The organism is Acidobacteriota bacterium (assembly GCA_018001935.1).
Taxonomy (GTDB): domain Bacteria; phylum Acidobacteriota; class JAAYUB01; order JAAYUB01; family JAAYUB01; genus JAGNHB01.
In genome coordinates, this window is sequence record JAGNHB010000027.1 from 1 (window position 1) to 26,807 (window position 26,807).

Annotated in this window: 20 protein-coding genes and 2 tRNA genes; 8 read left to right on the plus strand and 14 right to left on the minus strand. The window is 68.0% G+C overall.

All coding sequences use genetic code 11. The annotated features are described in order from the left end of the window. Positions 1-228 precede the first annotated feature (228 nt). The 3 genes from KA419_11495 (at position 229) to KA419_11505 (ending at position 8,333) form a co-directional block, all read left to right on the plus strand. Positions 229-2,427 carry a hypothetical protein gene (locus KA419_11495; GenBank protein MBP7866565.1) on the plus strand — a complete coding sequence of 733 codons (2,199 nt, stop codon included), beginning with the start codon at positions 229-231 and terminating at the stop codon, positions 2,425-2,427. After that, positions 2,414-4,789 (plus strand): hypothetical protein, encoded by a 2,376-nt coding sequence (locus KA419_11500; protein ID MBP7866566.1) that lies wholly within the window; start codon positions 2,414-2,416, stop codon positions 4,787-4,789. The genes KA419_11495 and KA419_11500 overlap by 14 nt, the downstream gene beginning before the upstream one ends. 313 nt (positions 4,790-5,102) lie before the next feature. Then, entirely contained in the window at positions 5,103-8,333 is a 3,231-nt protein-coding gene (locus KA419_11505; protein ID MBP7866567.1) for a hypothetical protein, read from the plus strand. Positions 8,334-8,457: 124 nt separating this feature from the next. On the opposite strand, the gene KA419_11510 is transcribed toward KA419_11505, so the two are convergent. Further along, positions 8,458-8,533 (minus strand) — tRNA-Lys (locus KA419_11510). Positions 8,534-8,750: 217 nt separating this feature from the next. Here KA419_11510 and KA419_11515 point away from each other — a divergent pair. From KA419_11515 to KA419_11530, 4 genes are all read left to right on the plus strand, one after another. After that, positions 8,751-9,632, plus strand: coding sequence for a HEAT repeat domain-containing protein (locus KA419_11515; GenBank protein ID MBP7866568.1), 882 nt, complete (start codon positions 8,751-8,753; stop codon positions 9,630-9,632). 106 nt (positions 9,633-9,738) lie between these two features. After that, positions 9,739-10,461, plus strand: coding sequence for a hypothetical protein (locus tag KA419_11520; protein MBP7866569.1), 723 nt, complete (start codon positions 9,739-9,741; stop codon positions 10,459-10,461). 19 nt (positions 10,462-10,480) lie between these two features. Then, positions 10,481-11,857 carry a methyltransferase domain-containing protein gene (locus KA419_11525; protein ID MBP7866570.1) on the plus strand — a complete coding sequence of 459 codons (1,377 nt, stop codon included), beginning with the start codon at positions 10,481-10,483 and terminating at the stop codon, positions 11,855-11,857. Between the two features lie 5 nt (positions 11,858-11,862). Beyond that, positions 11,863-13,011 (plus strand): saccharopine dehydrogenase NADP-binding domain-containing protein, encoded by a 1,149-nt coding sequence (locus tag KA419_11530; GenBank protein ID MBP7866571.1) that lies wholly within the window; start codon positions 11,863-11,865, stop codon positions 13,009-13,011. A gap of 277 nt (positions 13,012-13,288) precedes the next feature. Here KA419_11530 and KA419_11535 read toward each other — a convergent pair whose 3' ends face one another. The 4 genes from KA419_11535 to KA419_11550 form a co-directional block, all read right to left on the minus strand. After that, entirely contained in the window at positions 13,289-14,221 is a 933-nt protein-coding gene (locus KA419_11535) for a diguanylate cyclase (protein ID MBP7866572.1), read from the minus strand. A 328-nt stretch (positions 14,222-14,549) separates the two neighbouring features. After that, complete coding sequence (locus tag KA419_11540) at positions 14,550-15,908, minus strand: permease (GenBank protein ID MBP7866573.1); 1,359 nt, start codon at positions 15,906-15,908, stop codon at positions 14,550-14,552. A gap of 273 nt (positions 15,909-16,181) precedes the next feature. Then, positions 16,182-16,988 carry a cyanophycinase gene (locus KA419_11545; protein MBP7866574.1) on the minus strand — a complete coding sequence of 269 codons (807 nt, stop codon included), beginning with the start codon at positions 16,986-16,988 and terminating at the stop codon, positions 16,182-16,184. Further along, positions 16,985-18,115, minus strand: coding sequence for an NDP-sugar synthase (locus KA419_11550; GenBank protein MBP7866575.1), 1,131 nt, complete (start codon positions 18,113-18,115; stop codon positions 16,985-16,987). Before KA419_11550 ends, KA419_11545 begins: the two co-directional genes overlap by 4 nt. 364 nt (positions 18,116-18,479) lie before the next feature. Here KA419_11550 and KA419_11555 point away from each other — a divergent pair. After that, positions 18,480-18,556, plus strand: a tRNA-Met gene (locus KA419_11555). 107 nt (positions 18,557-18,663) lie between these two features. On the opposite strand, the gene KA419_11560 is transcribed toward KA419_11555, so the two are convergent. The 9 genes from KA419_11560 to KA419_11600 form a co-directional block, all read right to left on the minus strand. Beyond that, positions 18,664-18,933 carry a type II toxin-antitoxin system RelE/ParE family toxin gene (locus KA419_11560; protein ID MBP7866576.1) on the minus strand — a complete coding sequence of 90 codons (270 nt, stop codon included), beginning with the start codon at positions 18,931-18,933 and terminating at the stop codon, positions 18,664-18,666. Then, positions 18,933-19,175, minus strand: a complete 243-nt coding sequence (locus tag KA419_11565) for a type II toxin-antitoxin system Phd/YefM family antitoxin (protein MBP7866577.1) — start codon at positions 19,173-19,175, stop codon at positions 18,933-18,935. The genes KA419_11560 and KA419_11565 overlap by 1 nt, the downstream gene beginning before the upstream one ends. A gap of 255 nt (positions 19,176-19,430) precedes the next feature. Beyond that, on the minus strand, positions 19,431-20,054 hold the full coding sequence (locus KA419_11570) for a hypothetical protein (protein MBP7866578.1): 624 nt from the start codon (positions 20,052-20,054) through the stop codon (positions 19,431-19,433). A 262-nt stretch (positions 20,055-20,316) separates the two neighbouring features. Next, positions 20,317-20,937 (minus strand): hypothetical protein, encoded by a 621-nt coding sequence (locus KA419_11575; protein ID MBP7866579.1) that lies wholly within the window; start codon positions 20,935-20,937, stop codon positions 20,317-20,319. 154 nt (positions 20,938-21,091) lie between these two features. Then, positions 21,092-21,826, minus strand: coding sequence for a hypothetical protein (locus tag KA419_11580; GenBank protein MBP7866580.1), 735 nt, complete (start codon positions 21,824-21,826; stop codon positions 21,092-21,094). A gap of 37 nt (positions 21,827-21,863) precedes the next feature. Next, positions 21,864-23,609, minus strand: a complete 1,746-nt coding sequence (locus KA419_11585; protein MBP7866581.1) for an aldehyde dehydrogenase family protein — start codon at positions 23,607-23,609, stop codon at positions 21,864-21,866. Continuing rightward, a complete protein-coding gene (locus KA419_11590) occupies positions 23,558-24,310 on the minus strand; it encodes a haloacid dehalogenase-like hydrolase (GenBank protein ID MBP7866582.1) in 753 nt (250 codons plus the stop codon). Before KA419_11590 ends, KA419_11585 begins: the two co-directional genes overlap by 52 nt. Positions 24,311-24,347: 37 nt before the next feature. Further along, positions 24,348-25,928, minus strand: coding sequence for a protein kinase (locus KA419_11595; GenBank protein ID MBP7866583.1), 1,581 nt, complete (start codon positions 25,926-25,928; stop codon positions 24,348-24,350). Then, positions 25,925-26,770, minus strand: coding sequence for a Stp1/IreP family PP2C-type Ser/Thr phosphatase (locus KA419_11600; GenBank protein MBP7866584.1), 846 nt, complete (start codon positions 26,768-26,770; stop codon positions 25,925-25,927). Before KA419_11600 ends, KA419_11595 begins: the two co-directional genes overlap by 4 nt. Positions 26,771-26,807 lie beyond the last annotated feature (37 nt).

Sequence of the window (26,807 nt, forward strand, 5' to 3'; positions counted from 1 at the left end):
ACTTTACCGCCGCTTTTGCTCTATCACCCCCCTCGCACAAGAATGCCGGCTGTCTCTGAAACGCTTCAAAACCTCTCACCGCGCCCCTTTTGGCCCTGCTTGTCCTCATGATGCGAAACCGCTGCCCACCCGAATAACCGCTTGGATTCTTCCGACGAGCCGTTGTAAAATAGATGCAAGTCTGTCCATTATCCATCTGTCGGAAGACCGTCGAAGAGAGGTAAAAACATGAAACGGATTTGGTTTCTCTGCGTCGGGATCCTCCTCAGCACGGGCTGGATTGTTGCCGAAACGTCCAGGGCGGCTGTCGTGAAGTACAACCAGTGGGACTGTCATGGTCCCATGGGAACCGCCCAGAACGCCCAGGTCGTCTGCGTGCCCGCCGCAAGCGAAGGCGTCTGGGCCGGGACCCAGGGCGGCGGGATGTTCCTCCGCCTCCCCTACAGCAGCTGGGGCGTGCGCAACGCGGGCCTGGACACCACCTACGTCACCAGCGTCGGCGCCTTCCGGAACTGGAGCGCGGTCTGGGCCGGGACCATCGCGGGGCTGTTCAAGTCCATCGACTGGACCAACTGGAACCCCGTCACCGCCGTGGGAACGGACTGCATCACGGCCATCGGCACGCTGGAGACTGTCGGGACCTACCCCATCCGGATCGTGTGGGTCGGCAACACCCAGGGGAAGCTCTTCACCAGCAGCAACAGCGGCGGGACCTGGACCGACGTCACCGACACCCTTCCCGCCCACCCCATCACGGCCATCGCGGCCACAACGGCGGACCGGAACACCGTCTGGGTCGGCAACAGCTGGGGGATGGTCTACAAGTCAGTCCCCGCCGTGGGCTGGGTCAAGGTCATCGACGGCGACAACACGTCCCGGGTCAAATGCATCGTCCTCGACCCCACGAACGCCAATAAAGCCTACGTGGGCTTCGAACAGGGGGAAGCGGGGGGCGCCCGCGGGGTGCGCCGGACCACCGACGGCGGGACCCACTGGGAGTGGGTGGGCCTGACCTCCCGGGACGTGCTGAGCCTCTACGCCGACCCGCTGCACGCCAACACCGTCTACGCGGGGTGCGCGGCGGCGGACGGGCTGCCCGTGCTCTACCGGACCGCGGACGGCGGCGCCAACTGGTCGTCCCGGGACTCGGGCATCGGCCGGACGAGCGGCGTCTGCTCCCTCGCCATGTACACGGACCCCAGCGTGACGGACTGGCCTCAGGGGACCCTCTTCGCCGGGCTGACCAACGGTGCCACCTGCCAATCCACCAACGGGGGGGCGAGCTGGAAGTGGACGGTCGCCGGCATGGACACCCGCGCCATCCCCGGGCTGGGGACCCAGGTCCAGCTCCCGAACGCGGTCTACGCCGGCGACAATAAGGGAAACCTCTTCCGCAGCGCGGACCGGGCGTGGTCCTGGGCCGTCACCGGGGACGGCACACCCGTCATCCCCTACAACTACAACCAGGAGATCCGCGCCGTCGCCGTCACCCCGACCTCGGGCGGGGAAACCCCCTCGCTCTGGGTCGCGACCGGGAGCAACAACGGGGGGTTCGTCTTTCACTCGCCCGACGGCGGGGCGACGTGGGAATCGGAAGTGAACGAGATGACCTCCTTCCGTTGCCTGGCCTACGACCCGCTGGACAACTCGAAGATGTACGCCGGGGGGCGGGACGTGATGTCGACCGGGTACTCCCTCTTCCGAGGCACGGACGGCGGCCAGCACTGGTACGGTTCGGTCGGGCAGCACGAGGTCCGCGGCGTGGTCCCGTCCCCGTTCACGGCCGGCACGGTCTACATTGGGAAAAAGTACAATTATTCTTCCGGCCAGACCTTCTTCTGCTCCACGAACGCCGGCCTGGACTGGGCTGAACCCGGCGACGACCTGACAGGGAAGAGTGTCCTCTGCCTGGCCATTCACCCCACGCACGACAAGGTCCTGTTCGCCGGGATGGAACACGACGGGGTTTACTGGACCAAGGACGGGGGGGGCCACTGGGCGCCTCGAGGCACCGGGCTGGAGGGCCTGAGCGTCACCAGCATCGCCATAAACCCCCTGTACCCGCAGACCCTCTATGCGGGCACCGAGGCGAACGGGATTTACCGGTCCCTCAACGGGGGGTACACCTGGGCGTCGTCCAACGGCGGCCTCTGGGACTGGATCGTTTACACCCTCGCGCTGCACCCGGGGGCGCCCTCCCGGGTGTACGCCTCCACCAGCAGCGGGGTGTTCTTCCGAAGCTACATCAACGACCTGAACTTCGACGACCTCTTCGACACCCTCGACATCGATTTCGGTCACCTGGTGGCCTGCGAGGCGAACATACCCGTGCCGGTGGACCCCACGGCGGCCGACGTGAACAACGACGGGAGGATAAACGCCGTGGACATGGTCCTCATGCTGGTGAACCTGAATGCGGAGGAATGAGGCCGGGGGGGCGCCGCGGGAAGGGAAAACCGGCCGCGGGCCCGCCTGGCCTTTCATTCTGGGAGGGGGGTGGATCCTCGCGGTAGCGCTGATCTGGCTCCACCGTCACTGGGTCTGGACGGAGGGGGGGCGCGCGGTCCCCATCCAACTGGGGGCGCTGTGGCACCTTGACGCCTTCGGGCGCGCCCTGGCGCCGATCCTGGCGATTTTCCTCGCCGCGGGCACCTGGGCGGCCACCCGGCGATTCCTGCTGGGAAAACGGTGGGAAGAGCCCATTTGTCTTGGGATCCCCGCTTTCGTCGCCGTTTTTTTCCTGGCCGTGCTGGCGGTCCTCAACGTCACGGGCTTCCTCCGGGCGGACCCCGCCACCGGCCTGCCCCCGCTGGAGGCAGAGACCTGGCCCCTGGCCAACGCCTTCTTCGCGGTCCGACTGTCCCTGCTCGTGCTCACCGTGACCCTTTTCATCCTGGCCGCGCACGCCGCCGGGGCCATCGCCCTTCGATGGCTGAACCGCCTCCCGGACGACCCGCTCGACGCCTTCCTGTTCCGGGTTGCCGCCGGACTGGGGGCCCTTGCCCTCGCCCTCTTCGGGCTGGGGGCTGCCGGGGCCTACCGGTGGGAGGCGATCCTGGTGTTGCTGACCGTCGTGTTTGCCTCGGCGCTCCGGGAAACAACAGGCCTCCTGCGCCGGGCGGCGACGGCTCGCTGGACGTTCGTCCTCCGCGGCCGGGGCCTGCCCCTCGTGGTGTTTCTCTTCCTGCTGGCCATGGCGGCCCTCAACGCCGCCGACCTCCTCCGCCCCATCCCGGTGGGCTACGACGACCTCAACCGGTACCTGCTCCGCCCCCGCCTGATGGCCGAAAGCCATGCCCTGGTGGCCGGGGTCCTCCCCTTCCCCGTCGAACTCCTCACCGGGCTGGGCTTCCTCTTCTCCGGTTCGTCCGCACCGGCCATGGCGATCAGTTGGTCCGGCGGGGTGCTCACCGTCCTGGCCGTCCTCGGCTTCGCCCGGCGCTTCTGGACCCTTCGGGAAGGGGTCGTCGCCGCGGCCGTCTTTTACACGCTGCCGATGGTGGGGCAGCTCTCCGACTTCGACCTCAAGATCGACCTGATGTTCTGTTTCGTGGCGGTCATGGCCTGGCGGGCGCTGGCCGAGCGGGCCGAGGGCGCCGCCCCTCCCGCCTGGCTGGCCCTCGCGGCGGGGCTGGCCGGTACGGCTCTCGCCATGAAGCTCACCGCGGTCTTCCTGCTGGGCGCGCTGACCGCGGGGGCGGCGATACGCTGGCCCAGGGTCCGGCCCCCGCGGGGACGGGCACTCGCCGTCTGGTCCGCGGCGGCGGGGCTATTCCTTCTGTCCGTGGCCCCCTGGTTTCTCTACAACGTCTCCACCCGGGGCTGGCGGCGGCCGTCCTCCGCGGTGGAATGGATCACCAGCCGGGCCCCGGCTGAACTTCGGGACGCCGACTGGCGGGCCGCGGGGCTCTCCCCGGGGGGAGGCCCGGCCGCCACCGGCATCGGGGAGGAGATGGAGCGCTACGAGGCGCCGAACCGCGGCTGGCGGCGTTTCCTCCTGCCCTGGAACCTGAGCATGAACGTCGGGCTCAACGACCTCTTCGTGGGGATCGGGTACCTCTTCCTGGCCTTCCTCCCGGTTTCCCTGCTCCTTCATCGGTGGCGGGACTGGAGCCGGCACGCCCGGTGGCTGACGGTGACGGCCCTGGTCTACTGGGTCGCCTGGGCGGCCGGCGGGATGTGCATCCCCTGGTACGCACTTCCCGGCTTCGTCCCGCTCGCCCTGGGCGTCGCCCTCTTCCTGGGGGAAACCGGGAGGCCCCGATGGTTCGGCGCCCTGGCGGCGGCCGCCGCCGTGGTCTCCCTCGGAGCGCACGTGATGCTGCAGGCGGATAAGGCGTGCCCCCCGGTGGTGCTTCGCTATGCGGCAGGCGACCTCACGCCGGACGACTTCACCGACGAGGTGATCCCCGGGGCCCGGCAGGCCGCGGAGATCCTCGACGCCTCGCCCGCGCCCACCCGCGTCCTGCGGATCGGGACGCTGGTGCCCTACTTCGTCCGGGACGCCCACCGGCGGATGGTGGAGGACAGCTACCTGGACCTCTTCAATCGCCTGGACGCCGGCGCCTCGGACGCCGTCACCCTCCGGCGGCTCCGGGCGGTGGGGATCCGCCACGTTCTCTTCGACCTCCGCGTCAACTCCATCGAGGCCGACGTCGGCGGGACCCTCCACCGGAAGGCCAACCGTTTCGTGTCCTTCGCCAACCGGAACCTCCTCCTCCGATTCCAGGACCCCCGCTCGGGCATCGCGCTGCTGGAGGTCCCCCCCGCCCCCTTTCCCACCCCATAACCCCCATTATCGGAATCGGAATCGGAATCGGAATCGGAATCGGTATCGGTATCGCTATCGGTATCGCTATCGGTATCGCTATCGGTATCGGTACCATGCTCGATACCGTGATCGGTCTCGGCATCGCCGACGAAACGCGCGCAAAACCACCGGGAGATGTTGCATTTTTCCGCCAGGGGCTTCTGGTCCTTGCCTGGGGCTGTAACCTCTCAACGCAGGCGTTGAAATCGCCGTTGACTTTCTGTTCCGGACGGGTCTATTCTCGCCCCATGTTCACCGCTGCGCTCAACACCGATCGGTGCAGGACACTGCCATGAACGCCACCCGGTGGATCATCGGAGCCTGGGTGTGCGTGTTCTTCGGGACGTGGGCGCCGGCACTGGACCCCCAAAAACCCCTGTCCCAGTACATACTCCGCAACTGGGGCACCGAGGAGGGCCTGCCCTCCCCCCAGGTCCTGGACGTCCTCCAGGACCGCAACGGTTTTCTCTGGCTGGCCACCTACAACGGACTGGCCCGGTTCGACGGCGTTTCCTTCGAGCCCTTCAACGAGAAGACGCACCCCGGGATCCGCCACAGCAGCTTCTGCCGTTTGTGCGAGGACGCGGACGGCACCCTCTGGGCCGCCAACGACGGCGGCGGCCTCTACCGGCTCCGGCACGGCGTCTTCCGCATCTTCACCGACGCCGACGGGCTGGCCGACAACTCGGTCCGCACCGTTTTCCGGGGCCGGCGGGGGACCCTCTGGGTGGGCTGCTCGCGGGGGCTCTGCCGGAAGCTGCCGGCGGAGGACCGGTTCGAATGCCTGAGCGCGTTCCGGGGGCACGAGATCACCGAGATGTTCGAGGATGCCCGGGGTGACCTCTGGATCGGGACTTTCCGCGAGGGGATCCGGGTGCTGACCCTGGAGGGGCGCCTCGTCACCCCCCCCGCGGAAAAGGCCGGGGAGGCCCTTCAGGTGACCGCTTTCGCCCAGACGCCCGACGGGACGGTCTGGGTCGCGGGGGCCGACGGGGGGCTCTTCCACAACCGGGACGGGACCCTCCGCGCCTTCACGGGGTGGCCGGACGGACAGCCCCACGTGGTCCGCGCCCTGAGCATCGACTCCCGGGGCACGCTGTGGGTCGGCTGCGACGACGGCATCACCCGGCTCGGCAAGGGCGGCTTCGTCGAGTGGTCGAAGGACAGCCGCACCGCCCGGTTGCGGCACTTCTGCAACGACCGGGAAGGCAACCTCTGGCTCGCCACGTACTATGCGGGCCTCTCCTGCCTCAGCAACGGGAAGTTCCTCACCTGGACCACCGGGGAGGGCTTGTCCGAGGACCTGGTCCACGCCGTGGGCGAAACGGCGAACGGCGAGATCCTCGTCGGGACCGAGAGCGGGCTGGACCGGCTGACGGGGGGCGCCGCCGCCCCCTACCCGGCCAGGGTCGGCAAGGTCCGGGACATCCTGACGGACCGCAAGGGGCGGACCTGGGTGGCCACCCACCTGGGGCTGGTCCAGTTGTCGGACGGCGCACCCCGGACCCTCACCAAGAAGGAGGGCCTGTCCGACGACCTGGTGCGCGTCCTCCTGGAAGACCGTTCCGGCGCCGTCTGGGCCGGCACACGGTTCGGCCTGAGCCGCATCTCCGACCAGGGGATCGAGGTCATCGGCGCCCGGCAGGGGCTCACCAGCGAGTTCATCCTCTCCCTCCTGGAGGACCGGGACGGCGCTATCTGGATCGGAACCAGCGGGGGCGGGCTGTTCCGCTACGCCGCCGGGGGGATGCTCAACTTCACCACCCGCAACGGCCTGGCCAGCAACGTGGTGACGCGGATGCACCAGGACCCCGACGGCACGCTGTGGATCGGGACCAACAACGGGCTCACCCGGTACCGCGGCGGGGCCTTCCGCTCCGTTCGGGAGTCCGACGGCCTCCCGGGCAGCGTGATTTTCCAGGTCCTCGACGACGGGCTGGGCTTTTTCTGGATGACCAGCCCCACGGGCGTCTTCCGGGTGGAGAAGAAAAGCCTCGACGGCTACCTGGACGGCCGGGAGAAACGCATCGGCTGCATGGCCTTCGGGAAATCCGACGGGATGAAGGTCAACGAGTGCACGTCCCTGTCCCGGTCCCTCCGCAGCCGGGACGGCAGGCTCTGGTTCTGCACCCTCAAGGGCGTCGCCATGATCGACCCGGCGCACTTCGTCATCAACCGGGAAGCCCCCCCCATCCGGATCTCCCAGGTCACCGTCGACGACGCCGACCACCCCGCCCCCTTCAACGTGTTCGGGGCCGAGGGCTCCGCCGGGGCCCCTCAACCGGAGACGATCGTGGTGGGGCCGGGCCTGCGCCGCATCGAGTTCCGCTTCGCCGCCCTGAGTTTCGTCGCCCCGGAGCGGGTGCGTTTCCGGTACCTGCTGGAAGGCAACGACACGGCCTGGGTCGAGGCCGGGACGCGGCGGACGGCCAACTACACCAATCTGGGGCCGGGCCGCTACACCTTCCGCGTCATGGCGTGCAACAACGACGGGGTCTGGAGCCCGAGAGGGGAGGCCCTCCGGGTCGAGGTCCGGCCGTTCTTCCACCAGACCCTCTGGTTCTGGGCCCTCTGCCTCCTCGGCGCCGCCCTGGTCATCGGGCTGTCCATCGGGTGGCGGTTGCGGTCCCTCGTGACCCGGGAGAAGACCCTTCAGCAAAATGTGGAGCAGAAGACCCGGGAACTCCGGGAGGCCAACCTCTCGCTGGAAGAGCAGAACCGCGCCCTGGCGGAGAAGAACGCCCAGATCGACCGGGCCTACCGGGAAATCAAGGAGCTGGAGGAACTCAAGACCAGCTTCCTCGCCGCCATGGCCCACGAGGTGCGGACCCCCATCACCTCCGTCCTGGGCTTCGCCCACCTGATCGAGAAGGACGTCCACAAGGTCTGCGAACAGGTCGAACCCGGCGGCGACGAGGAGAAGAACCGCTGGCGGATCCGGCGCATCCACGAGAACCTCCGCATCGTCATCCAGGAGGGCGAGCGCCTCACCCGCCTGATCAGCGACGAACTGGAACTGGTGAAGATCGAGACCGGGAAGGTGGTGTGGCGGGACGAGGACCACCCGGTGTCGGAGATCCTGGCCAAGGCCGTCAAGCTGGCCCGGGGCTTCTTCCCCGCCACGGAGGGGATCGAGCTGCGCTACGAGTGCGGCGCCGACCTGGGGGTCGTCCGGGTGGACGAGGACCGCATCCTCCACGTCCTGTCGGCGCTCCTGGACAACAGCGCCCGCTACACCCAGGAGGGCCACGTCCGGCTCAGCGGGCGGCGGCGCGGGGACGGGGCGGTGGAGATCGCCCTGGAGGACACGGGGCCGGGGATCCCCGAGGAGCACCGCGACAAGCTCTTCGACAAGTTCAGCCAGCTGGGCGACACCCTGGAGAAGGTCCGCCGGGGCACCGGCCTGGGCCTGGCCGTCTGCCGGGAGATCGTCCGCCACTACGGCGGCGAGATCTGGGTGGAGGGCGACCCCGCCCAGGGCAACATCTTCAAGTTCACGTTGCCGGTGCGGGGGGTGGATTGAGCGCTTGAGCCGCTGCGTTCCGACCGGCAGCTTGCCGGTTCCGGCGGCCTGTCGCGGCCGCTTTCACCGGGCGAAGTTCCGGAAAAAGCACAGGGCTTGCAAGTGTTTGCAAGCCCTTGATTACTGGTGAGGCGTGAAGGATTCGAACCTTCGACCCACGGCTTAAAAGGCCGTTGCTCTGCCAACTGAGCTAACGCCCCGCGCGAAAGAGCGTATTGTATCCCCCGGCCCGGGGAAGTCAACAGGTTTTTCCCTGCTTGACCCTCGCCCGGTTTGCCTCTATGATGCGTGAATCGGTCCAGGGCGGGAACCGGGCCGGGCCCCCTGCCGTATCTGGATGCACGGGGGCCCCGCTGTCCGGGCACCCCGGACACCCGGCGCCCTGGCCGCTCACACCTGCCCCTAACGGAGGAACGTATGAAACCGCTCGAGATCCTGGACAACACCCCCCCGTGGGAGTGGCCCCCGGACGCCGCGAAAACCCTGAAAAACACCATGGAAAACCGCCGCGCCGACGAGGACGACCGGGTCCTCGCCACCGAACTGGCGGGGGACCTGTGCGTCATGGACGACGAGATCGGCAACCGGCTGCTGGCCATCCTGTGCGACCGGTCCGAACCGGAGGTCGTCCGGGCGGCGGCCGCCATCTCCATGGGCCCCGCCCTCCAGTCCATGGACGAGCTGGAGATCTGCGGCCGCACCGAGTACGACGAGCCGCCGGTCTCCGACGTCCTCTACCACAAGTTGAAGCAGGCCTTGCAGAAGACGTTCCGGGACCCCGCGGAGCCCGACCTCGTCCGGCGGCGCTGCCTGGAGGCCTCGGTGCGCGCCATCCAGGACTGGCACACCGACGCGGTCCGGGAGTGCTGGGGCAAAGACGACGAGGAGTGGAAGCTCACGGCGGTCTTCTGCATGGGCTACGTCCAGGGATTCGATACGCAGATCCTCGAGGCGCTCCACAGCGACAACCCCTGGATCCTCCATCACGCCGTCCGGGCCGCCGGCGAGCAGGCGGTGGAGGAGGCCTGGCCCCGCATCCGGGCGATCCTCGCCGACCCGAAGACCGACAAGATGCTGCTCCTGACCGCCCTGGAGGCCGTGTCCAACTTCGAACACCCCGAGTTCGCCATTGAATTGGACCCCTTTCTCGACTCCCCGGACGAGGATATCCGCGAGGCGGCCCTGGAGGCGGTGCAGACCCTGCAGTCCGATTGGGGTCTCGGCGAGGACGACGACGCCTTGGATGAAGACGACCTGGACGAGGACGAGGAGGAGCAGCCTCCCCGGCGCACGCACTGAGCCTCCGCCGGGCCGGGGCCCGGCACAGGGTCGTGCACGCTGCGGGGCGGTCGCGGAGGGCCCGGGAGGGCCTTCATGAACGCTTCAGAACCACAGGAGGATACCGATGAACTCAACCCACCGCCCGTCCCATCCCCTCCGCCTCCTCGCCGCCGGGGCGTTCCTCCTGGCCGCGGTGGCCGCCTGCCCGGCGATGGACCTCGCGCCGACCCTGGGCCCCGACGCCCTCAAGCAACTGGAGGGCTGGAAGGCGCGCCTGAACCTGAGCGAGGCCCAGCGCAAGAAGGTGGCCATCTTCGTGGACGACTTCGTCCTGAAAATCGAGCCCCTCGTCGAGAAGCTCCAGTCCGAGCAGATGGCCGACCGGCGCGTCGGCATCCGGGAGGGGATGACCGCGCTCACCGATTTCCAGACCGCTTTCGAGGGCGTGCTCACCCCGTCCCAGAAGATGGCGTGGGAGAAGTTCAAGACGGAAGGCAAGGGGCTGCTCAGGGACGTGCTCGGGGACCGCATGGCGGCCCGTCTCAAGAAGACGTACGCCTTGTCCGACGCCCAGGTGAAGGACTGCGTCCCCTTCCTGACCCGCGAAGTGGCGGCCATGATCACCCTGATGGATGCCTTCCGGGCGGCCAAGCAGCAGGGAAAGTCGAAGGAGGATCTGAAGGCCCAGGGTTCGCTGGACCTGGCCCGGGAGGCCCGCGCCGCCCATCTCGAATGCGAGGCCGCGTTCCAGAAGATCTTCACCCCCGAGCAGTGGAAGCGCTACCAGGCCGACAAGAACCAGCAGAAGCAGCAGATGCGGCAGAACGCCATCCGCAGCCGCGGCTGAGCGCCTCCCGGGACTCCCCGTGACGCCCTGGAACGCCGCGCCTTCCGCCCGCGAGACCGCCGCCGGCCTCCTGGAGCGGGCGCTGGAAGGGCAGGCGCCCTTCGGCTTCGAGGAGATGGACCTCCCCCTCGACGCCCTCGGCCCCGCCGACCGACGCCTGGCCCACGAGATCGTCCTGGGGACGCTCCGGCGGCTCCCGGCGCTGGACGCGGCCCTGGCCCCCTTCCTCCGCCAACCGCTGGACCGGATGGACCCGCCGCTGAGGGCCCTGCTGCGGACCGCCGCCTACCAGCTCCGGTTCCTGGACCGGGTCCCCGACTACGCCGTGGTCTCGGAGAGCGTGAAGATCGCCCGGCGACGCGTAGGCCCCCGGGCCGCCGGTTTCGTCAACGCGGTGCTCCGCAAGGTTGCGGCGGCCCCGCCCGCCCGGCCGGAAGGCCCCGCGGAGGCGCACTGCCACCCCGAGTGGCTGGTGGAACGGTGGCTCCGGCACTGGCCCGAGGCCGACCTGTCGCGGTGGATGGCGGAATCGAACCGGACGCCCCCCGTCCACGTCACGGTCTGGACCCCGCGGATCTCCCTCGCCGCGTTCCTCGACCGGGCGCGGGCGGAGGGCGGGGAGCCGTCTGAACTTTTCCCGGCCCCGGGGGGCGGCTCTCAACCGGGCGGCCGGCTGCCGGTGGTGGAGATCGCCGCCGGCCCGGACCGGGCGTCGGCCCGGGCCCCCCACGACGTCGCCCGGTCCCTGGCCGCGGAGGGACTCTGCTTCCTCCAGGACGCCGGGGCGGCCCTGGCGGCCCTGGCCGTCCCGGACCGGCCCTACCGCCGGGTCCTGGATCTCTGCGCCGCGCCGGGCGGGAAGGCCTTTGTCCTGGCGATGCGCTTCCCCGGGGCATGGGTCACGGCGGCCGACCGCTCGCCCGCCCGCCTTCGGGCCCTCGAGGCCCGTCGCGCGCAACTCGGGGCCGGCAACGTCCGCCCCGTGGCGGCGGACGCGGTCAAACCGCCCTTCCGCGAGGGGGCTTTCGACCTGGTCCTCGCGGACGTCCCCTGTTCCGGCACGGGGACCCTCCGCCGGAACCCCGACCTGCGGTGGAAGCTCACCCCGGAGCGGATCGTGCGCCTCCCCCGCCTACAGGCCGCCATCCTGGAGGCCGCGGCGTCCCTGACGGCGCCCGGCGGCGTCCTGGCCTACGTGACCTGCTCCGCCGAGCCGGAGGAGAACGAGGACGTGGTGGAACGCTTCCGGGGGTCCCGGGGCGACCGGTTCCGCCCGGTCCACCCCGGGGAGGGCTTCCGGGCGTGGACGACGCCGGCGGGGCACCTGCGGACCTTCCCCTCGGCCACGGCCGGGGAGGGTTTTTTTTGCGCCTTATTCGAACGCACAGGAGGATGAACACGATGAAGCTGACCGTTTTCGGCGCCGGCATGATGGGTCTGGGCGCCATTTACGACCTGCTCCGGCAGGACGACCTGGAAACCCTGTACGTGGTGGACGCGGGCAGGGAGCACCTGATGCGCGTCTCCGACCGCTTCGGCGACCCGCGGCTGCGTCCGCTGGCCGTGAACCTGGACGACCCCGGCGCCGAGGCCGCCCTCTCCCGCGCCCTGGCCGACTCCGACGGCCTTCTCAGCTGCGTGCCCTACCGCTACAACCTTGCCCTCACCCGCATGGCCATCGCCCACCACTGCCACTTCACCGACCTGGGCGGCAACAACGACGTGGTGGACAGCCAGTTTGCCCTCGACGCGGAGGCCCGGGCGGCCGGCGTGGCCGTGATCCCCGACTGCGGCCTGGCCCCGGGCACCGTCAGCATCCTGGCCGGGTACGGCATTTCGCTCATGGACAAGGCGATAAACGTCCACATGCGCGTGGGCGGGCTGCCCCGCGACCCCCGCCCTCCCCTGAACTACAAGCTGGTCTTCTCCGTCAACGGGCTCATCAACGAGTACATCGAGCCGGCCCGCGCCATCCGGGACGGCCGGATCACCGAAATCGAGTCCCTGGGCGAGCTGGAGACCCTCGCCTTCCCCCCGCCCTTCGAGTCGCTCGAAGCCTTCGTCACCTCGGGGGGAACGTCCACCCTCGTCAAGACCTTCGAGTTCCAGGTGAAGAACCTCGACTACAAGACCATCCGCTACCCGGGCCACTGCGAGGCCATCCGCGTGCTGAAGTTCCTGGGGTTGACCGAGAGCCGGCCCGTCTACATCGACGGCAACCCGGTGTCCCCCCGGGCGGTCCTGGAGCACTGCATGGCCGAAACCCTGGCCGAGGAGGGGCCGGACGTCATCCTGGCCCGGGTCTGGGTCGAGGGCGTCCGGGACGGGAAGCCCGCGACGGTGACCTTCGAACTGGTGGATCACCACGACGAGGCCACGGGGCTCTCCGCCATGGCCCGGACCACCGCCTTCGCCGAGACCGTGGTGATGCTGATGCTGGTGCGGGGGCAGATCCCCCAGCGGGGCACACTGTTCCAGGAACTCGTCGTCCCCGGTGACGCCTTCATCCGCGAGATGGCCGCCCGCGGGGTGAACTACCGGCAATCGTGAGGATTTCAACCACGAATCGTTCCAGAGTATCCCGCAGGGATACCGGAGATCAGACGGCGGGTGCTCCGCCGACAGGCGGTGCTCCCACCGGTAGGGCGCCCATGAATAAAACGCTCCGCGAGGTTCGTCTGAGAACGCCATGGGTTCGGGGCGCGTGGGGGCGGCCGGTTCTACACAAATTGAGCCCCTGACGGGGTTCGGGGGGGGCATTTCATGGGTGAGGTTCCGGTTCACGACGATCCGCGGGATCCGCGTTCGCGGCCGGTTCGGGGCCGGGTCAGCGTTCGTGACGGTTGGGGAGGTCTTTGTCGGGGAGGGCGGTCTCGATGCGGTTGCGGCCGTTCTGCTTGGCCTGGATCAGGAAGTACTCGGCCTGCTCCGCCAGTTCGGCCGGCTCCTGCTCGTAGGAGGGGATGGCGGAGGCGATGCCCATGCTCACGGTGACGTGGTCCGTGAGCTTCGAGGCCCCGTGGGGGATGCGCAGGGCGAAGAGGCGCTGCTCGATCCAGGAGGCCACCTGGAGGGCCCCCACCACGTCGGTCTCCGGAAGGATGCAGCCGAACTCCTCGCCGCCGTAGCGGGCGACCAGGTCCCCCGGCCGGTGAACCGTCCCCGTCAGCACCTGGGTGAACTGCCGCAGGCACTCGTCGCCCGCGAGCCGGCCGTGGAATTCGTTGTAGGCCCGGAAGAAATCCAGGTCGATGAGGATCAGGGACAGGGGTTTGCGGTTGCGGATGCCCCGCCGCCACTCGCCGTCCAGGTACTCGTCGAAGCGCCGGCGGTTGGCGAGGCCTGTCAGGGGGTCGGTGAGGGAGAGGTTGTCCACGTAGTCCCGGTAGTGCTTCAGTTCCAGGCAGTTCTGCACCCGCGCCTTGAGCAGCGGCGGGTTGAAGGGGCGCTCCACGATGTCGTGGGCCCCGACCTCCAGGCCGGGGGTCCAGTCCGTCCCGCCGGGAAGAATCACCAGGACGGGGACGGACTTGCCGCGGGGGTCGGCCTTGAGCTTCCGGCAGGCCTCGTAGCCCCCCATCCCGGGCACCTCCGGGTCCATCAGGAAGAGATCGACCCGTCCGGACCGGCAGTACTCCAGCAGTTCGCTGGTGCCGGACACCGCCAGGACGTCCCGCCCCGCGCCGACCCACTGCCGGATGAGGACCAGCTCCGTCGGGTCCGTTGTGGACACGAGGATGGCTTGCTTGACGTTCTCCATGGTTGCCCTCCTGCCGTCGTCTTGCGCGGGCGCCTGCCCCGGTGTCGGTGACGGCGCCTTCCCGCCGACCACGGCCGAACGGAAAGTCCGGCCGGCCGCGTCGGCGCCGGGGAAATCCTGGTTTGACGATCTCCCCAAAAGTCCGGGAACGGACGAAAACTGGTCTGTAACCCCTTGGCTCGCGCCATCGCCTGAAGGTCGATGGCACTTTTTACGAGACCATCCTGTAAAGCCAACCCGAGAATATCACAGCACGGCGGTGAAGAAAAGGGGGTTCCCGATTCAAGGGGCACGGCGGGTCTTCGGCCCGGTGACCGTGCGGTGGTCCTCAGGGGGAGGGCCCCCCGGGGTCGGGCCCCGTGCGCTCCGCCGGGAAACCGGCCTGGCGGAGGGCCTCCTCGAGGGCGACGGGGTCCAGGTCCCGGCCCGTTACCGACACCCTCCGCCCCGCCAGGTCCACGGCCACCGCCCTCACCCCCAGGCACGTCGAGAGCGCCGCTTTCACCCCCGCCGTGCAGTGGGCGCAGGTCATGCCGTGCACCCGCCAGTGCACGGTGGTCACCCCTTCCCCGAGGGCTTCGCCCGCCCCGACCCCGGGGGCCTCGTCCAAGGGCGCTCCGCCGGGCGGGGTCCGCCCCGGGCCCGCCTTCGCCGCCCGGCCCGGGCGCCCGGCCGGCCGCATCGCCAAGGCGAGGACCACGAGCAGACCCACGGCCCATGCGACGGACAGCCACTCCCCCCCGCTCTCCACGTGGCAGGCGGGGGATCGGTCCCGAACCTGGGCGGCGATCAGGCCCGCCGGGAAGAGGTGGTCGATCAGGACCCCCATGGCCAGGGCGCTGACGGCGATGGACGCGAGGTGGACCAGCCCCGCCCGCCGCCCCAGGAGCCTGAAGATCGCGGCGAAGGCCGCACCGTTGGTCACCGGCCCCGTGATGAGAAAGACCAGGGCGGCGCCGGGCGAGAGGCCCTTGGCGACCAGGGCCGCCGCGATGGGGATCGAGGCGGTGGCGCAAACGTACATGGGGATTCCCGCCAGCATCGTCAGCAGCATGGTCCCGATCCCGCCGCCGCCGCCGGGGAACCGTTCGAAGAAGTTCTCGGGGATGACGGCGCTGATGAACCCCGCCAGGATCAGCCCGACCAGAAGCGTTTTACCGACGTCCGCCGGGAGGGTCACGAAGCCGTGGCGAAGGGCCCGCGTCAGGACGTTCCCGTTCTCCCTCCCCGCCGGTTTCGTGAGGGGAGGGGCGGAGGCGGGGTCACGGTCGGCCAGGGTCACCGCCCACCCACCCGCGAGGCCGCTCAGGAAGGTGGCCACCGGGGTGAAAACCGCAAAGAGCGGCCCCAGGAGGCTGTAGGTGGCCAGGATGTTGTCGGCGCCGGTCTGGGGCGTCACCACGAGGAAGGCCGACGTGGCGCCCTTCCCCGCCCCCTGGCGTCGGAGCGAGGCGGCCACCGGGATGACGCCGCAGGAGCACAGGGGGAGGGGCAGGCTCAGGAGGGCCGCCTTCAGGGGCGGCAGGAAGCCCTTGCCCGCCAGGTGACGCTCCACCAGAGCGGTCGGGACGACAACGGACAGGAGGCCGGCCATGGCGAAGCCGAAGAGGAGGTAGGGCGCCATGAGGGCCAGGTTCTCCCAGAAGGCGGTCAGAAGGGTACGGAAGAGTTCGGTTGCGCTTGCCATGTCGTTGGCCCCCCCCGAAAGTTCGATGCGGGAAGAAGGTTTCGGGTGTCGGGTGTCAGTTATCGAATCTCTGATCTCGAATCTCAAATTCCAATTTCAGATTCCAGATGCCGGATGTCGGGCTTGGGGTTTCGGGTGACGGGGCACAACACAACGAAACGAAGATCCCGGAAATAGCGTTGATCGCGCCTTCGGGGTGAGCGGCTCTGATTCCAGCCGGTTCCCCTCCCCTTATCCCCTTCCGCCTCCCCTCGTCCCCCTCGCGCATCCGCCTCAGCCCTTCCGCGCCCACGCCACGGTGTCGAATTTCGCCCCGGGGGAGAGGAAGCCGATCTCGAGACCGGTGGCGGAGATGGGTTGACGGTCTTCGCGCTCGGCGTAGTCGGTCTCGAAGCGGGGGGACCTGGACAGGACGGTGACGGGCCCCTCCCCCAGGGCTTCCAGGACGCCGTCGGGGGTCAGGAGGACGCCCCCGTCCTCGGGAAGGCCGATGGCGCGGGCGGCGTGGCCGGCGCTGAGGAACTGCGTCAGGCGAAGAAGGCGGTACCGCTGGAGGAAGTGGGAATCGACGGCGATCCCCCGCACGAACCCGAACCCCGGCGCCGTGCCGATCACGCCTTTCGTCAGGCCGTCCCGGTCGCCGTCGAAGAGCATGGGGTCGGCGCAGGCCATGGCCCCAGCGCTGGTCCCCGCCACGGCCAGGCCCTCGCCGAAGCGCCGACGGACCTCCGCCATCAACCGGGTCCCCTCGAGAAGCCCGACCAGTTTCACCTGGTCCCCCCCGGTGAAGAACACCAACCCGGCGGCGCCCACCGCGTCGGCGGCCGCGGGGGACTCGGCGTCCTCCCGGCAAACGACGTGGAAGGAGCCCACGGCGCCCGCCCCCAGGCCGCCGAACGCGTCCTCGTACTCCCGGGCCGTCGTCTCGGGCCGGCTGCTGGCCGCGGGGACCACCAGGATCCCCCCGGGGCCGGCCTCCGCCACGACCCGCCGGAGGACCACCTTCTGGTAACGCCGGTCCTCCGCCCCCCCCACCAGGAGCAGGCGGCCCGCGGGACTCCCGCCGCCGGGGCCGATCACCGCCCCTCCCGTTCGGCGCCCTCGGGAAGCCCGGGCACGGGGGCGTCCAGGCGGAGCGGGGTCTTCACCAACCCCTCCCGTCCCCGCCCCGACCCCGTGGTCACCATCAGGTTCCGCCAGGTCTTCCCCGGGGGGACGTTCACCCACCGGCCCAGGATGCAGTTCTGCACCACGGCGTTCCGGTTGACCCGGTTCTCGCCGTGGAAGATGGACTCCGAGACGGCGGCTCCCTCCTCCAGTTCGGCGCCGGGGCCGAGGACGGACCGCTTCAGAAAGATGTTGCCGATACCGGGTTCCCGGCCCGCACAGCAGAAGCCCTGGGGCCAGCGCCAATTCCCGTTCGCGGAGCCGGGCATCCGCCCCCCCGTCCCCATGGCGACGGGGAAATCCAGGTGGGCGCCGTCCCCCGACACCATCCGCAGCAGGTCGATGGTGTTGCGCAGGTAGCGTTCCGGGGTGGAGAACTCCATCCACAGGCCGTCGCCGCAGAAAACGCCCACGGGAATCCCCTGGGCCCGCAGGGCGGGGTAAAGGTCCCGCACGGTGTCGGACGGGACCCCCGGGGCGACGTGGCGGAGGATTTCGGGCTCGATCAGGTGGATCCCGGTGAAAACCCGCGGTTCCAGGTTCTGGCCCACGGCGTCGGCCCAGTGCATCACGCCGTCGAACATCCCCCCGGGGGTGGACCGCACGTGGGAAAAGGGTTCGCCCGTGGTGTTGGGAACGGTGACCAGCGTGGCCAGGCAGCCGTTTTTCCGGTGGAACTGCAGGGCCGGCCCCAGGTCGAGGTCGGTGACGATCTTCCCGTTCACCAGGACGAAGGTGCCCTTCCCCTCGAAGTAGTTTCGGAGGGGCGCGAGGGCCCCGGCGGTCAGGAGGATCCGCGCCCGCTCGTCCGAGTACCGGAGCGTCCAGCCGGGCCGGTCGTACTGACGGGCCACCCGGCGGACCTCCTCCGGCAGGTGGTGAAGGTTGACGGCCGCCTCCCGGAGGCCGCAACGCCCCAGCCAGTCCAGCACGTGGTGCAGGAGGGGCCGGTTGAGGACCGGCAGCGCGGCCTTGGGGACCGTGTCGCTCAGGGGGGCCAGGCGGGTGGCCAGACCCGCCGCCAGGATCAGGGCGCGCATTCGGGGAACTCCTTCACGGGGCGGGATTTCGGTAGCCGTGGTCGGGAAGCCCCATCGTCCCGCCCCGGTGTCGGGGGAGATTCTTCACCACCGGGCACCCTTTGTCAACCGGTTCTTTTCGCGGGTTTTCGACAAGTGCGAAGACCCCGCGAAACGTCGTCTTCGCCCGCGAACCCCGCGAATGAACCCCAAAAAACAACGGGAATCGAACGGGAAAGTGTTTGCAGTGCATTTGTTTGAGCCATCGCCCGGAGGGCGATGGCACTTTTATGGGGATGTCGGACAAGAGGCTCTAAAAACTCGGGGGAGGGATGCAAAAAAGTCTTGACATCCCCCGCAGGCATGACTAATATGGTTCTCTTGTCGCGGGGTGGAGCAGTCCGGTAGCTCGACGGGCTCATAACCCGTAGGTCGCAGGTTCAAATCCTGCCCCCGCAACCAGAATTCAAGGCCTCCGAACTTTCGGAGGCCTTTTGACTTTTCGACGGGAAGCCGGGCCGGGCCCTTCACCGTGCGGAAACGCGGCCACCCGCGGCGGGGGCCGCGCGTCACCACTTGTCGTCGAGGTCGGGCCGGTCCTCCCCGTCGTCGCGTTTCCCGACGAAAACCACCTTGAGAACTTTCGCGTCGGCCCGGTAGACGACCCGCTGGTCCCCGCAGTCGAGCCGGCGGAAGGGCGACCCCTCGCGACAGTCGGCGTCCGCGGGCTCGGGGTCCTCGGCGAGCCCGCGCACCCGGTCCGAGAGGGCCTGGAACAAACCCGGGGGAAGCTGCCGCAGGGCGACGCCCGCCTGGCGGGAGAGGAAGATCTTTCGCATCAGGCTTCCCCGCGGAGGATCGCGGCCGATTCCTTCTCCCCCAGGTAGCCCTCCACGTCCGCCTCGGCGGCCCGCCGCGTCCACTCCGCGTCCTCGATGCGCCGGAGGCGCTCGTACTCCTGCAGGGCGATCACCACGACGACGGGACGACCCTTCCGCTCCACGATCAGGGCCTCGCGCCCAGCCAGGTCGAGGCACCGCCCCAGGTGCTTCCGCATTTCCGTCGCCTTGATCACCCGCATGTCGATGTCCTCCCCATCCCTGTCCTGATGAATCGACATTATAGCCAATTTTGGACGGTCTCGTCAATCCGAAGGCCTGCCGGTTTCCCTCTTTTCTTCCATCCCGGAGACCCCAAACCGGAAAAGGAACCCCGAAATACTCGGAAAACACGAGTCCTGGCGCCTTGACGAGATCACGATCCGGATCGACTCCCGCCAAGACGCCACGCCCGCAACGGAAGACCGCACCCGCCGCGGGGAATGAAGGAGTCGCCCTCAACGGCGGTCGGGCGCCCCGGCGGCGTTCACGGCCCGGACGAAGGCCGCCAGGGCCTCGAGCTGCGCCGTCAGGAGCGCGGGGTCGCTCACCATGGGGCGTTCCTGGATGGAGGCCCCCCGGGCGCGGACGATGCGTCGGGTCTTCCCTTCGCCGGCGAAGAACACGAGGAGGGCCTCGCGGACGGCCGGGTTCGCCAGCAGCCAGGGGACGGCCCGGGGGTCCGGCGCCCTGAAAACCATGTGTTTCTCGACCTCGGGGTCCCCCGTCCGGGGTGCGTGGTAGGCATACGGCCACCCGCACCGGCGGGAGTGAACCTCGAGCCCCTCGGGCCAGAAAACCGACAGGGGGGCCTCGAAGACCGGGTCGGAGGCCAACCCCCGGGTCCCCGTCCGGACCAGGCGAATCGTCACGGGCACGCCCTCGAAGGTGCCGGCCAGGGTCATGACGTCCAGCGGTTTCTCCCGGGTGAAGGAGAACCCCCGGCGAAGGGCGAAGGCCTGCCAGGACGCCGCGAGGCGGTTCCGGCCTTTCCGCCGGAAGAGGAACAACACGACCACGATTCCGAACACGAGGACGAATTCCCCGAGATAAAAGAGAATCCTGGCCGTATCCCTGTCCAACGAGTCCTCCGGGGCAAAATGTTCAGACCAGACGGATCTCCAGACCAGACAGCCGGAAGTGAACCTCGAACCGTGCCAAAAGCCTCCCCACTCTCAAATCGGAGCCGCGACCGTCAGGGAGCGGTAAGAACTGGAACTTCTCACCGCAGGTTTACGCGCGCGGCTCCGGCTCGCTTCCGGCCGGAGGACGGCGGCCCCGCCGCCCCGCTGAACAACGGCCGTACCATCCGGCCTCAAATGACAACGATTTGCGTCGGAACGTCTATCCTCCTCGCGCCCCGGCGGCGTTCACGGCCCGGACGAAGGCCGCCAGGGCCTCGAGCTGCGCCGTCAGCCTCGCGGGGTCCCGGACCTCGGGGATGTCCTGGATGCGGGCCCCGCCGGAGCTGACCTTGCGCTGCGTTTTCCCCTCTCCGGCGAAGAAAGCGACGAGGGCCTGCCGCACCCCGGCGTTCGCCACGAGCCAGGGAACGACCCGGGGATCCGGGGCCTTGAAGACCATCAACTCGTCCACCGCGGGGTCCCCCGCCCTGGGGGCCTGGTAGGCGTATTGCCAGCCTTTCTTCCGGGAGTGGACCTCGACCCCTTCCGGCCAGAACACGGAAAAAGGGGCCTCGTAAACGGGTTGGAGCACCTCGTGCCGGATCCCGATCCGCTCGAGCTTCACCGTGACGGGCACGCCCTCGAAGCAACCGGCCAGGGTCATCCCGTACGGCCGCTCCGACCGGGCGAAGGACAACCCCCGTCGCAGGGCGAAGCCCCGCCAGGAGGCCTCGAGAAGGCGCCGGCTCCGCCGCCGGAAGTACAGCAGAACGCAGATCAGGCCAAGCGCGAAGAGGAGTTCCCCGAGGTAGAAGAGAATTTTCAACGTCTCCCGGTCCAACGAACCCTCCTCACCGCGTGCTGTTCCCCCATGAAATCCTGACGCCCCCGCAAAAAGTCTTTTTTGCCCGCGAATCACGCGAATGAACGCGAATCAGAAATCAAAACCTGAAGATGCCGGCCGGAGCCGTATCGTCAATCGATCCCTTTCGAACTCAATAGGCGAAAGGATAGACAACCAGTATCTTATAGGCATTTCCCTCTTTGACCAGATGGTATGAGAAAAACGGGGTGTTGATCTCCTTAAAGATCGTCCCAGATGGGAAGCCCAGGTACTCTGTTTCATAGGTCCTCTCTGAAGGGCTGTAAACTCTTTTTTCATAGGGAGCATCAATCATCCTTGCTAGTTCGTCCATCCGGGGACAGACACGCAACGGCTCAAGCGTTCTTCTGATTTTTCTTGAAGCGCGCTTGAGTATCCTCGTGTTCTCTGATAACTCCTTCATTGTATATAATGTTGAATCATCCGGCAATACTCCTGCAGGCAGTTTTCCAATCTCGATTGCCAACGCCTCTAATAGCTTTTTGACCTTCTCAGATATAACGCGATCGGATTCGCTGCTGTTCAAGAGTATTCCCAGCTTCAGGGCCAGATAATGATAATTCAGGAACGCTAAATAGTAGTTCAGAGCCAGCTTGGCCTTTTTATCTGTCATCGCCTGGGAAGCGGTGAAGCATTGATAAGGCGAAGTGCGGGGGTTCCGCCGATACCTCTGGCGGAAATCCTTTACAAAGAAATCCCCGATCAAGTTCTCGATCTTGTTCGAAGCGTCCAGACTCTTCTCCAACCCGACGATGAACTGCACGAGAGCAGGTTCGTCGATCGTCCAGCTGTTTCCGAATATCCAGCAGGGAATTACAAACAACAGGGTCAGGACGAATCGCTTCATGGCTGCTCGCCGGTTCGGTTGCCGGTCCCTCCCGGGCTCAGTACAGCGAGGCCCTGGGGTCGTCCTTCGCCGCGGTGGAATCCTTTGCCGGGGCGTTCCCCTGCTGATCCTGGATCAGGCCGCGGAGGGCGGACTCCACCAGGTCCCGCACCACCTGCCGGTCCACGGGGCCCGCGAGTTCGGGAGAGGCCGGGGAAACCGCGGCGGGCGAACCGGAAGCTGCGGGGGTGGCCGGGGCGGGCGCCGGGTTGACCGATGGGGTGGAGGAAACCGGCGAGGAGGAGGCCGGTGGTGGCAAGACGACGGACGACACCTGGGGGCCCACTGCGGGGATGTAGACGGAGACGGGTTCCCTCGGCAGCACGGGAGCCGGGGATGGAGCACCGGTCGGACGCTCCGCCCCCCCGCCGGCCTGCAGGCCTCTTGGGAATTCCACCGGCCGGATCCCGTAGGCCAGCCGCTTGATGTGGACCAGGTGAAGCGCCGTGACGTTGTCGGAGGTGATGTTCCCGCCCCAGGCGCCGCAGCCCAGGGTCAGCGACGGGGCGAGCCCCGTGGAGTAGCCGATGGCGCCGTGGGTGGAGGGCGTGTTGGCCAGGATCCGGGACGCCGGCTTCTCCACGGCGAACATCCGAATGATCTCCTCGTCCCGGGAGTGGATGGACATGGAGTGCCCCAGGCCGCCGTAGTTGAGGAGCTTGATGCAGAGTTCGCACCCCTCGCGCCAGCCGTCGGCCGTGTAGAGCCCCAGGACGGGCGACAGCTTCTCGATGCAGAGGGGCTCTTCCGGACCCACGGCGGTCAGTTCCGCCACCAGGGCCGTCGTGGCCTCGGGGACCTTGAAACCCGCCATGCCGGCGATGACGTGAGGGGGGCGCCCCACTACCGCGGGGTTGAGCCCGCCGCGGACCACCATGGCTTTCTCGAGGAGCTTCTTCTCCTCGGGGGTGCACAGGTGCGCCCCGAAACGGGCCATCTGCCGCCGGACCTCCGCGGCGACGGGTGCATCCGCCACGAGGGACTGCTCGGACGCGCAGATGGTGCCGTTGTCGAAGCACTTCCCGGCCAGGACCATCTCGACGGCCTTCGGAACGTCCGCCGTCCGCTCGATGAAGGCGGGGACGTTGCCGGGCCCCACGCCGTAGGCGGGCTTGCCGGAACTGTACGCGGCCTTGACCAGGGCGTGCCCGCCCGTGGCCAGGATCACCGCCGTCAGCGGGTGGCGCATCAGCTCCGTGGTGGCCTCCATGGTGGGGTTGGCCAGGCAGCCGACGATCCCCGGGGGGGCGCCGGCCCGGATGGCGGCGTCGTGCAGGATGTCGGCCGCCTTGCCGATGCAGCGCTTCGCCGAGGGGTGGGGCGAGAACACGATGGCGTTGCGCCCCTTGACCGAGATCAGGGCCTTGAAGATGGTGGTGCTGGTCGGGTTCGTGGTGGGGATGATGCCGGCCACGATGCCCATGGGGACGGCGATCTCCACGGTCCCCAGGGCCTTGTCCTCCCGGATCGCCCCGACGGTCCGGACGGACCGGATGCTCTCCCAGACGTTGCGGGCGGCGAAGGTGTTCTTGATCACCTTGTCCTCCACGCGCCCGAAGCCCGTCTCCTTCACCGCGTCCTCGGCCAGTTCCCGGGCGGCGGCGAAGGCGGCGTCCGACATGGACGCCACCACCCGGTCCACGTCCGCCTGGTCGAAGGCGCCAAACCGCTTCCGGGCCTCGTCGGCCGACCTCAGAAGACTTCGCACTTCCTGAATCGATCGAAGATCGGGGTCCAGTTCCATTCTGTCGCTCCTGTGTCTTGGAATAGCCGGTCGCAGACTCGCCCGGTGTCCGCCAGGGAGTCGAAGAGGAGGTGGGGCGTCCAGCCGGCCAGCGCCTGCCGGCTGTAATCCCCCGAGGCCACGGCCACGGCGATGCAGCCGGAAGCCTGGGCGCACTCGATGTCGCGGGGCGTGTCCCCGATCACGAAAAAGCGGGTCAGCTTGTCCGAGATCCCGCCCGGGGCGACGGCCCGGGCCCGGGCCTTCGCCACCGCCGGGAGGCGCGGGCGCTCGTCCGCGTCGTCCCCGAAAGCGCCGAAGGCGAAGAACCGCCAGATGCCGTAATGTTCCAGCTTCAGGCGCGCCCCTTCCCGCCAGTTGCCGGTCAGGAGCCCGACCAGCGTGTCGTGACGGTCCGCGAGCCGCTCCAGGAGGGGGACGACCCCGGGCAGCAGCTTCCCGCGGGACGGGCGTTCGCCCAGCCCCTCGCACAGGAAGTTGAAGTAAGCCTCACGATAGGCGTGCAGGCGGTCCGGCTCGTGTTTCCTCGCGACGATCTCCGCGTAGATCTGCCCGTCGATCCGGCCGCCCAGGTTGAAATTCCGCAGGGCGCCCCGGAGGCCGTGCACCTTCTCGAAGGCCCGCTCCATGGCCCGACGCCCGGCGCCGCCCGTGGAGATCAGGGTCCCGTCGATGTCGAAGAGGATGACGTGGCGGATCATGGCGTGGCGGGTCCAGGCCGGGCGAGCCCGACGCGGATCACTCCTTGCGGAAGGTGAAGATCAGGCGGCCGATCTTGAGGGAGTCCCCGTTGTTCAGCTTGTGCGTAACCCCCGCCTGGATGATGTACTTGCCGTTGATGACCACCTTGTTCTTGCTCTTGAGGTCCTCCACGTAATACTCGTTGTTGAGCTTGAGGATCCGCGCGTGGAGGCGCGACACGTGCTTCCCCTGGTCGTAGCTGGAGAGGTCCACCTCGGGGAAGCACTTCTTCTCCGGGTCCTTCCGGCCGATCAGGGTGATGTCCTTGACGATGTTGTAGATCTGGTGCTCCGAATCCAGGCGGAGGGTGGCCTTGGAGACCTTGATGAAAGGCGAGTGGGGCTGCTCCGTCCCGCAGTTGGGGCAGATCAGGTCGTTCTCGGACAGCGGGGAGTAGCACGCCACGCAGTAGATGTCGAAGTTGGAGCGGGAAGCACTGCGGATGACGTCGTCGGTGATGGGGAGGAAGTCCTTGAACTCCTCCTCGAACTCGCGCTTGAGGATCTCGAACTCGCTGGCGGGCTCGGCCTTGCCGGTCCCGTCCACCTTCTTGGTCTCCTCCTTGATGGTGACGATCTTCGTCTTCGCCTCGTTCTTCTGCTTCTTGTCGTTGAGGAGGGTCAGGAGGTCGCGGTCGTCCTTCTCGTCGGCGAAGTGCTTCTGGTAGAGGGCTTCCAGGTCTTTCTTGAGCGCGTAGGAGGAGGGGTAGCGGTTCCGGGCGTTGTAGGAGACGCAACGGCAGATGATGTCGTTGACCTCGGGCGTGATCTCGGGGTTGTACTCCCGGGGCGTGGGGTTCTTGGTGAAGTCGAAGATCAGGATGGGCTTGGTCTGGGGCGAGACGTTGGTGAGGAAGTAGAACAGGGTCGCCCCGAGGGAGTAGATGTCCGACGCCGGCTCGATCTTCTCCTCGTAGACTTCCGGCGGCACGTACCCCATGGTGCCGATGGTGGTGATGTCGGTGAGGTTGGCCGTCAGGAACCGGGCGATGCCGAAATCGATCAGGACCGCGTGGTCGTTCTTGGTGAGCATCACGTTGCTCGGCTTCAGGTCGCGGTAGATGATGGGCGGCTTGTGGGTGTGCAGGTAGTGCAGGACGTCGCAGATCTGGATGGCGATCTTGAGGGCCTTGTACTCGGGGAGTTTCTCCCCGTAGGACTTGGCGAGCTTGTTCATGTCCATCCCGTCGATGAACTCCATCGCCAGGTAGAACTTGTCGTTATCCTTGAAGTAGTCGTAGACGGAGGGGATGGAGGCATGGTTGAGCGCCGCCAGCAGCGACGCCTCCCGTTCGAACTCCTTGAGGGTGCGCTCGTGCTCCTCCGGCTCCGAGTAGAGGTCGATCATCTCCTTGATGGCGCAGTAGCGGTTCGACAGGCGGATGTCCTTCGCCTGGTACACGTTCCCCATCCCCCCGCCGCCGATCCGCTTGATGATCTCGTAGCGGTTGAAGAACACGTGGCCTGGCTGGAGGAGGTTCTTTCGCTGCCGGGCGCCCCGGAGCCGGCGGGGGACCGGGCGACCCGCGGGGTCCTGCGGCCAGAGCGGGAAGGAGAGGTGGGAACGCTGGGTAATCATGTCACTTGTACCACGATGACGGAGATGTTGTCCTTGCCGCCCGCCTGGTTCGCCAGGCGGATCAGGGTGTCCACGGCCTTGTGCGGGTCCTTGTTCTTCTGGACGGTCTCCAGGATCCCCTCGTTGCTCACCATGTTGCTCAGGCCGTCGGAGCAGAGCACCACGGTGGAGGGGGCTTCCAGCTCGCGCTCCACGAGGTCGGGCTCCACGCGCTCCTCGGAGCCGAGGCTCTTGTAGAGGAAGTTCTTCGCGGGGTGAATGTCCGCCTCCTCGGGGGTGATCTTCCCGAGGTGGAGCAACTGGCTGACGATGGTGTGGTCGTGGGTCAGCTGGGAGATGGACCCCTTGCTCGCCAGGTAGCAGCGGCTGTCGCCCACGTTGGCCACCACCAGCGACCGCCCCGTGATGACGGCCGCCGTGATGGTGGCGCCCATGCCGAAGAAGGCCGGGTTCTTGCGGGAGAGGTCGATGATGTCGCCGTTGGCCCGGCGGACGGCCCGGCGCAGCACCGTCGGCGCCTTGGGCATCCGGCGGATGTTGACCTCCCGGCGGAAGTGGTAGTTGTAGACGTGGTTCGGGAGCCGGAAGAAGTCGACGTCCGAGAGCTTCTGGAAGAACTCCCGGTTGATGGTGTTCATGACGCTCTTGACGGCGGTCATGGAGGCGATCTCGCCGGCGTTGTGGCCCCCCATGCCGTCGGACACGACGAAGAACCCGCAGGACACGGAGCGGGAGTCAGTGGTCGAGGCAAAACTCAGGGCAAGGATCCCGTCCTCGTTCCCCGTCCGCTCCCGACCGACGTCGGTTTTCGCCGCGTATTTCAATCTGATCGATCTGTCCATACCCGGAACCCGTTTGTCGTTTCAAAGCAGATTATAG

Coding starts and splice junctions, on each gene's coding strand:
- KA419_11535 (MBP7866572.1), bottom strand. CDS start 14,221: ATGGAGAACGTCAAGCAAGCCATCCTCGTGTCCACAACGGACCCGACG.
- KA419_11515 (MBP7866568.1), top strand. CDS start 8,751: ATGAAACCGCTCGAGATCCTGGACAACACCCCCCCGTGGGAGTGGCCC.
- KA419_11560 (MBP7866576.1), bottom strand. CDS start 18,933: ATGCGAAAGATCTTCCTCTCCCGCCAGGCGGGCGTCGCCCTGCGGCAG.
- KA419_11505 (MBP7866567.1), top strand. CDS start 5,103: ATGAACGCCACCCGGTGGATCATCGGAGCCTGGGTGTGCGTGTTCTTC.
- KA419_11495 (MBP7866565.1), top strand. CDS start 229: ATGAAACGGATTTGGTTTCTCTGCGTCGGGATCCTCCTCAGCACGGGC.
- KA419_11520 (MBP7866569.1), top strand. CDS start 9,739: ATGAACTCAACCCACCGCCCGTCCCATCCCCTCCGCCTCCTCGCCGCC.
- KA419_11600 (MBP7866584.1), bottom strand. CDS start 26,770: ATGGACAGATCGATCAGATTGAAATACGCGGCGAAAACCGACGTCGGT.
- KA419_11565 (MBP7866577.1), bottom strand. CDS start 19,175: ATGCGGGTGATCAAGGCGACGGAAATGCGGAAGCACCTGGGGCGGTGC.
- KA419_11530 (MBP7866571.1), top strand. CDS start 11,863: ATGAAGCTGACCGTTTTCGGCGCCGGCATGATGGGTCTGGGCGCCATT.
- KA419_11500 (MBP7866566.1), top strand. CDS start 2,414: ATGCGGAGGAATGAGGCCGGGGGGGCGCCGCGGGAAGGGAAAACCGGC.
- KA419_11595 (MBP7866583.1), bottom strand. CDS start 25,928: ATGATTACCCAGCGTTCCCACCTCTCCTTCCCGCTCTGGCCGCAGGAC.
- KA419_11580 (MBP7866580.1), bottom strand. CDS start 21,826: ATGAAGCGATTCGTCCTGACCCTGTTGTTTGTAATTCCCTGCTGGATA.
- KA419_11540 (MBP7866573.1), bottom strand. CDS start 15,908: ATGGCAAGCGCAACCGAACTCTTCCGTACCCTTCTGACCGCCTTCTGG.
- KA419_11590 (MBP7866582.1), bottom strand. CDS start 24,310: ATGATCCGCCACGTCATCCTCTTCGACATCGACGGGACCCTGATCTCC.
- KA419_11585 (MBP7866581.1), bottom strand. CDS start 23,609: ATGGAACTGGACCCCGATCTTCGATCGATTCAGGAAGTGCGAAGTCTT.
- KA419_11550 (MBP7866575.1), bottom strand. CDS start 18,115: ATGCGCGCCCTGATCCTGGCGGCGGGTCTGGCCACCCGCCTGGCCCCC.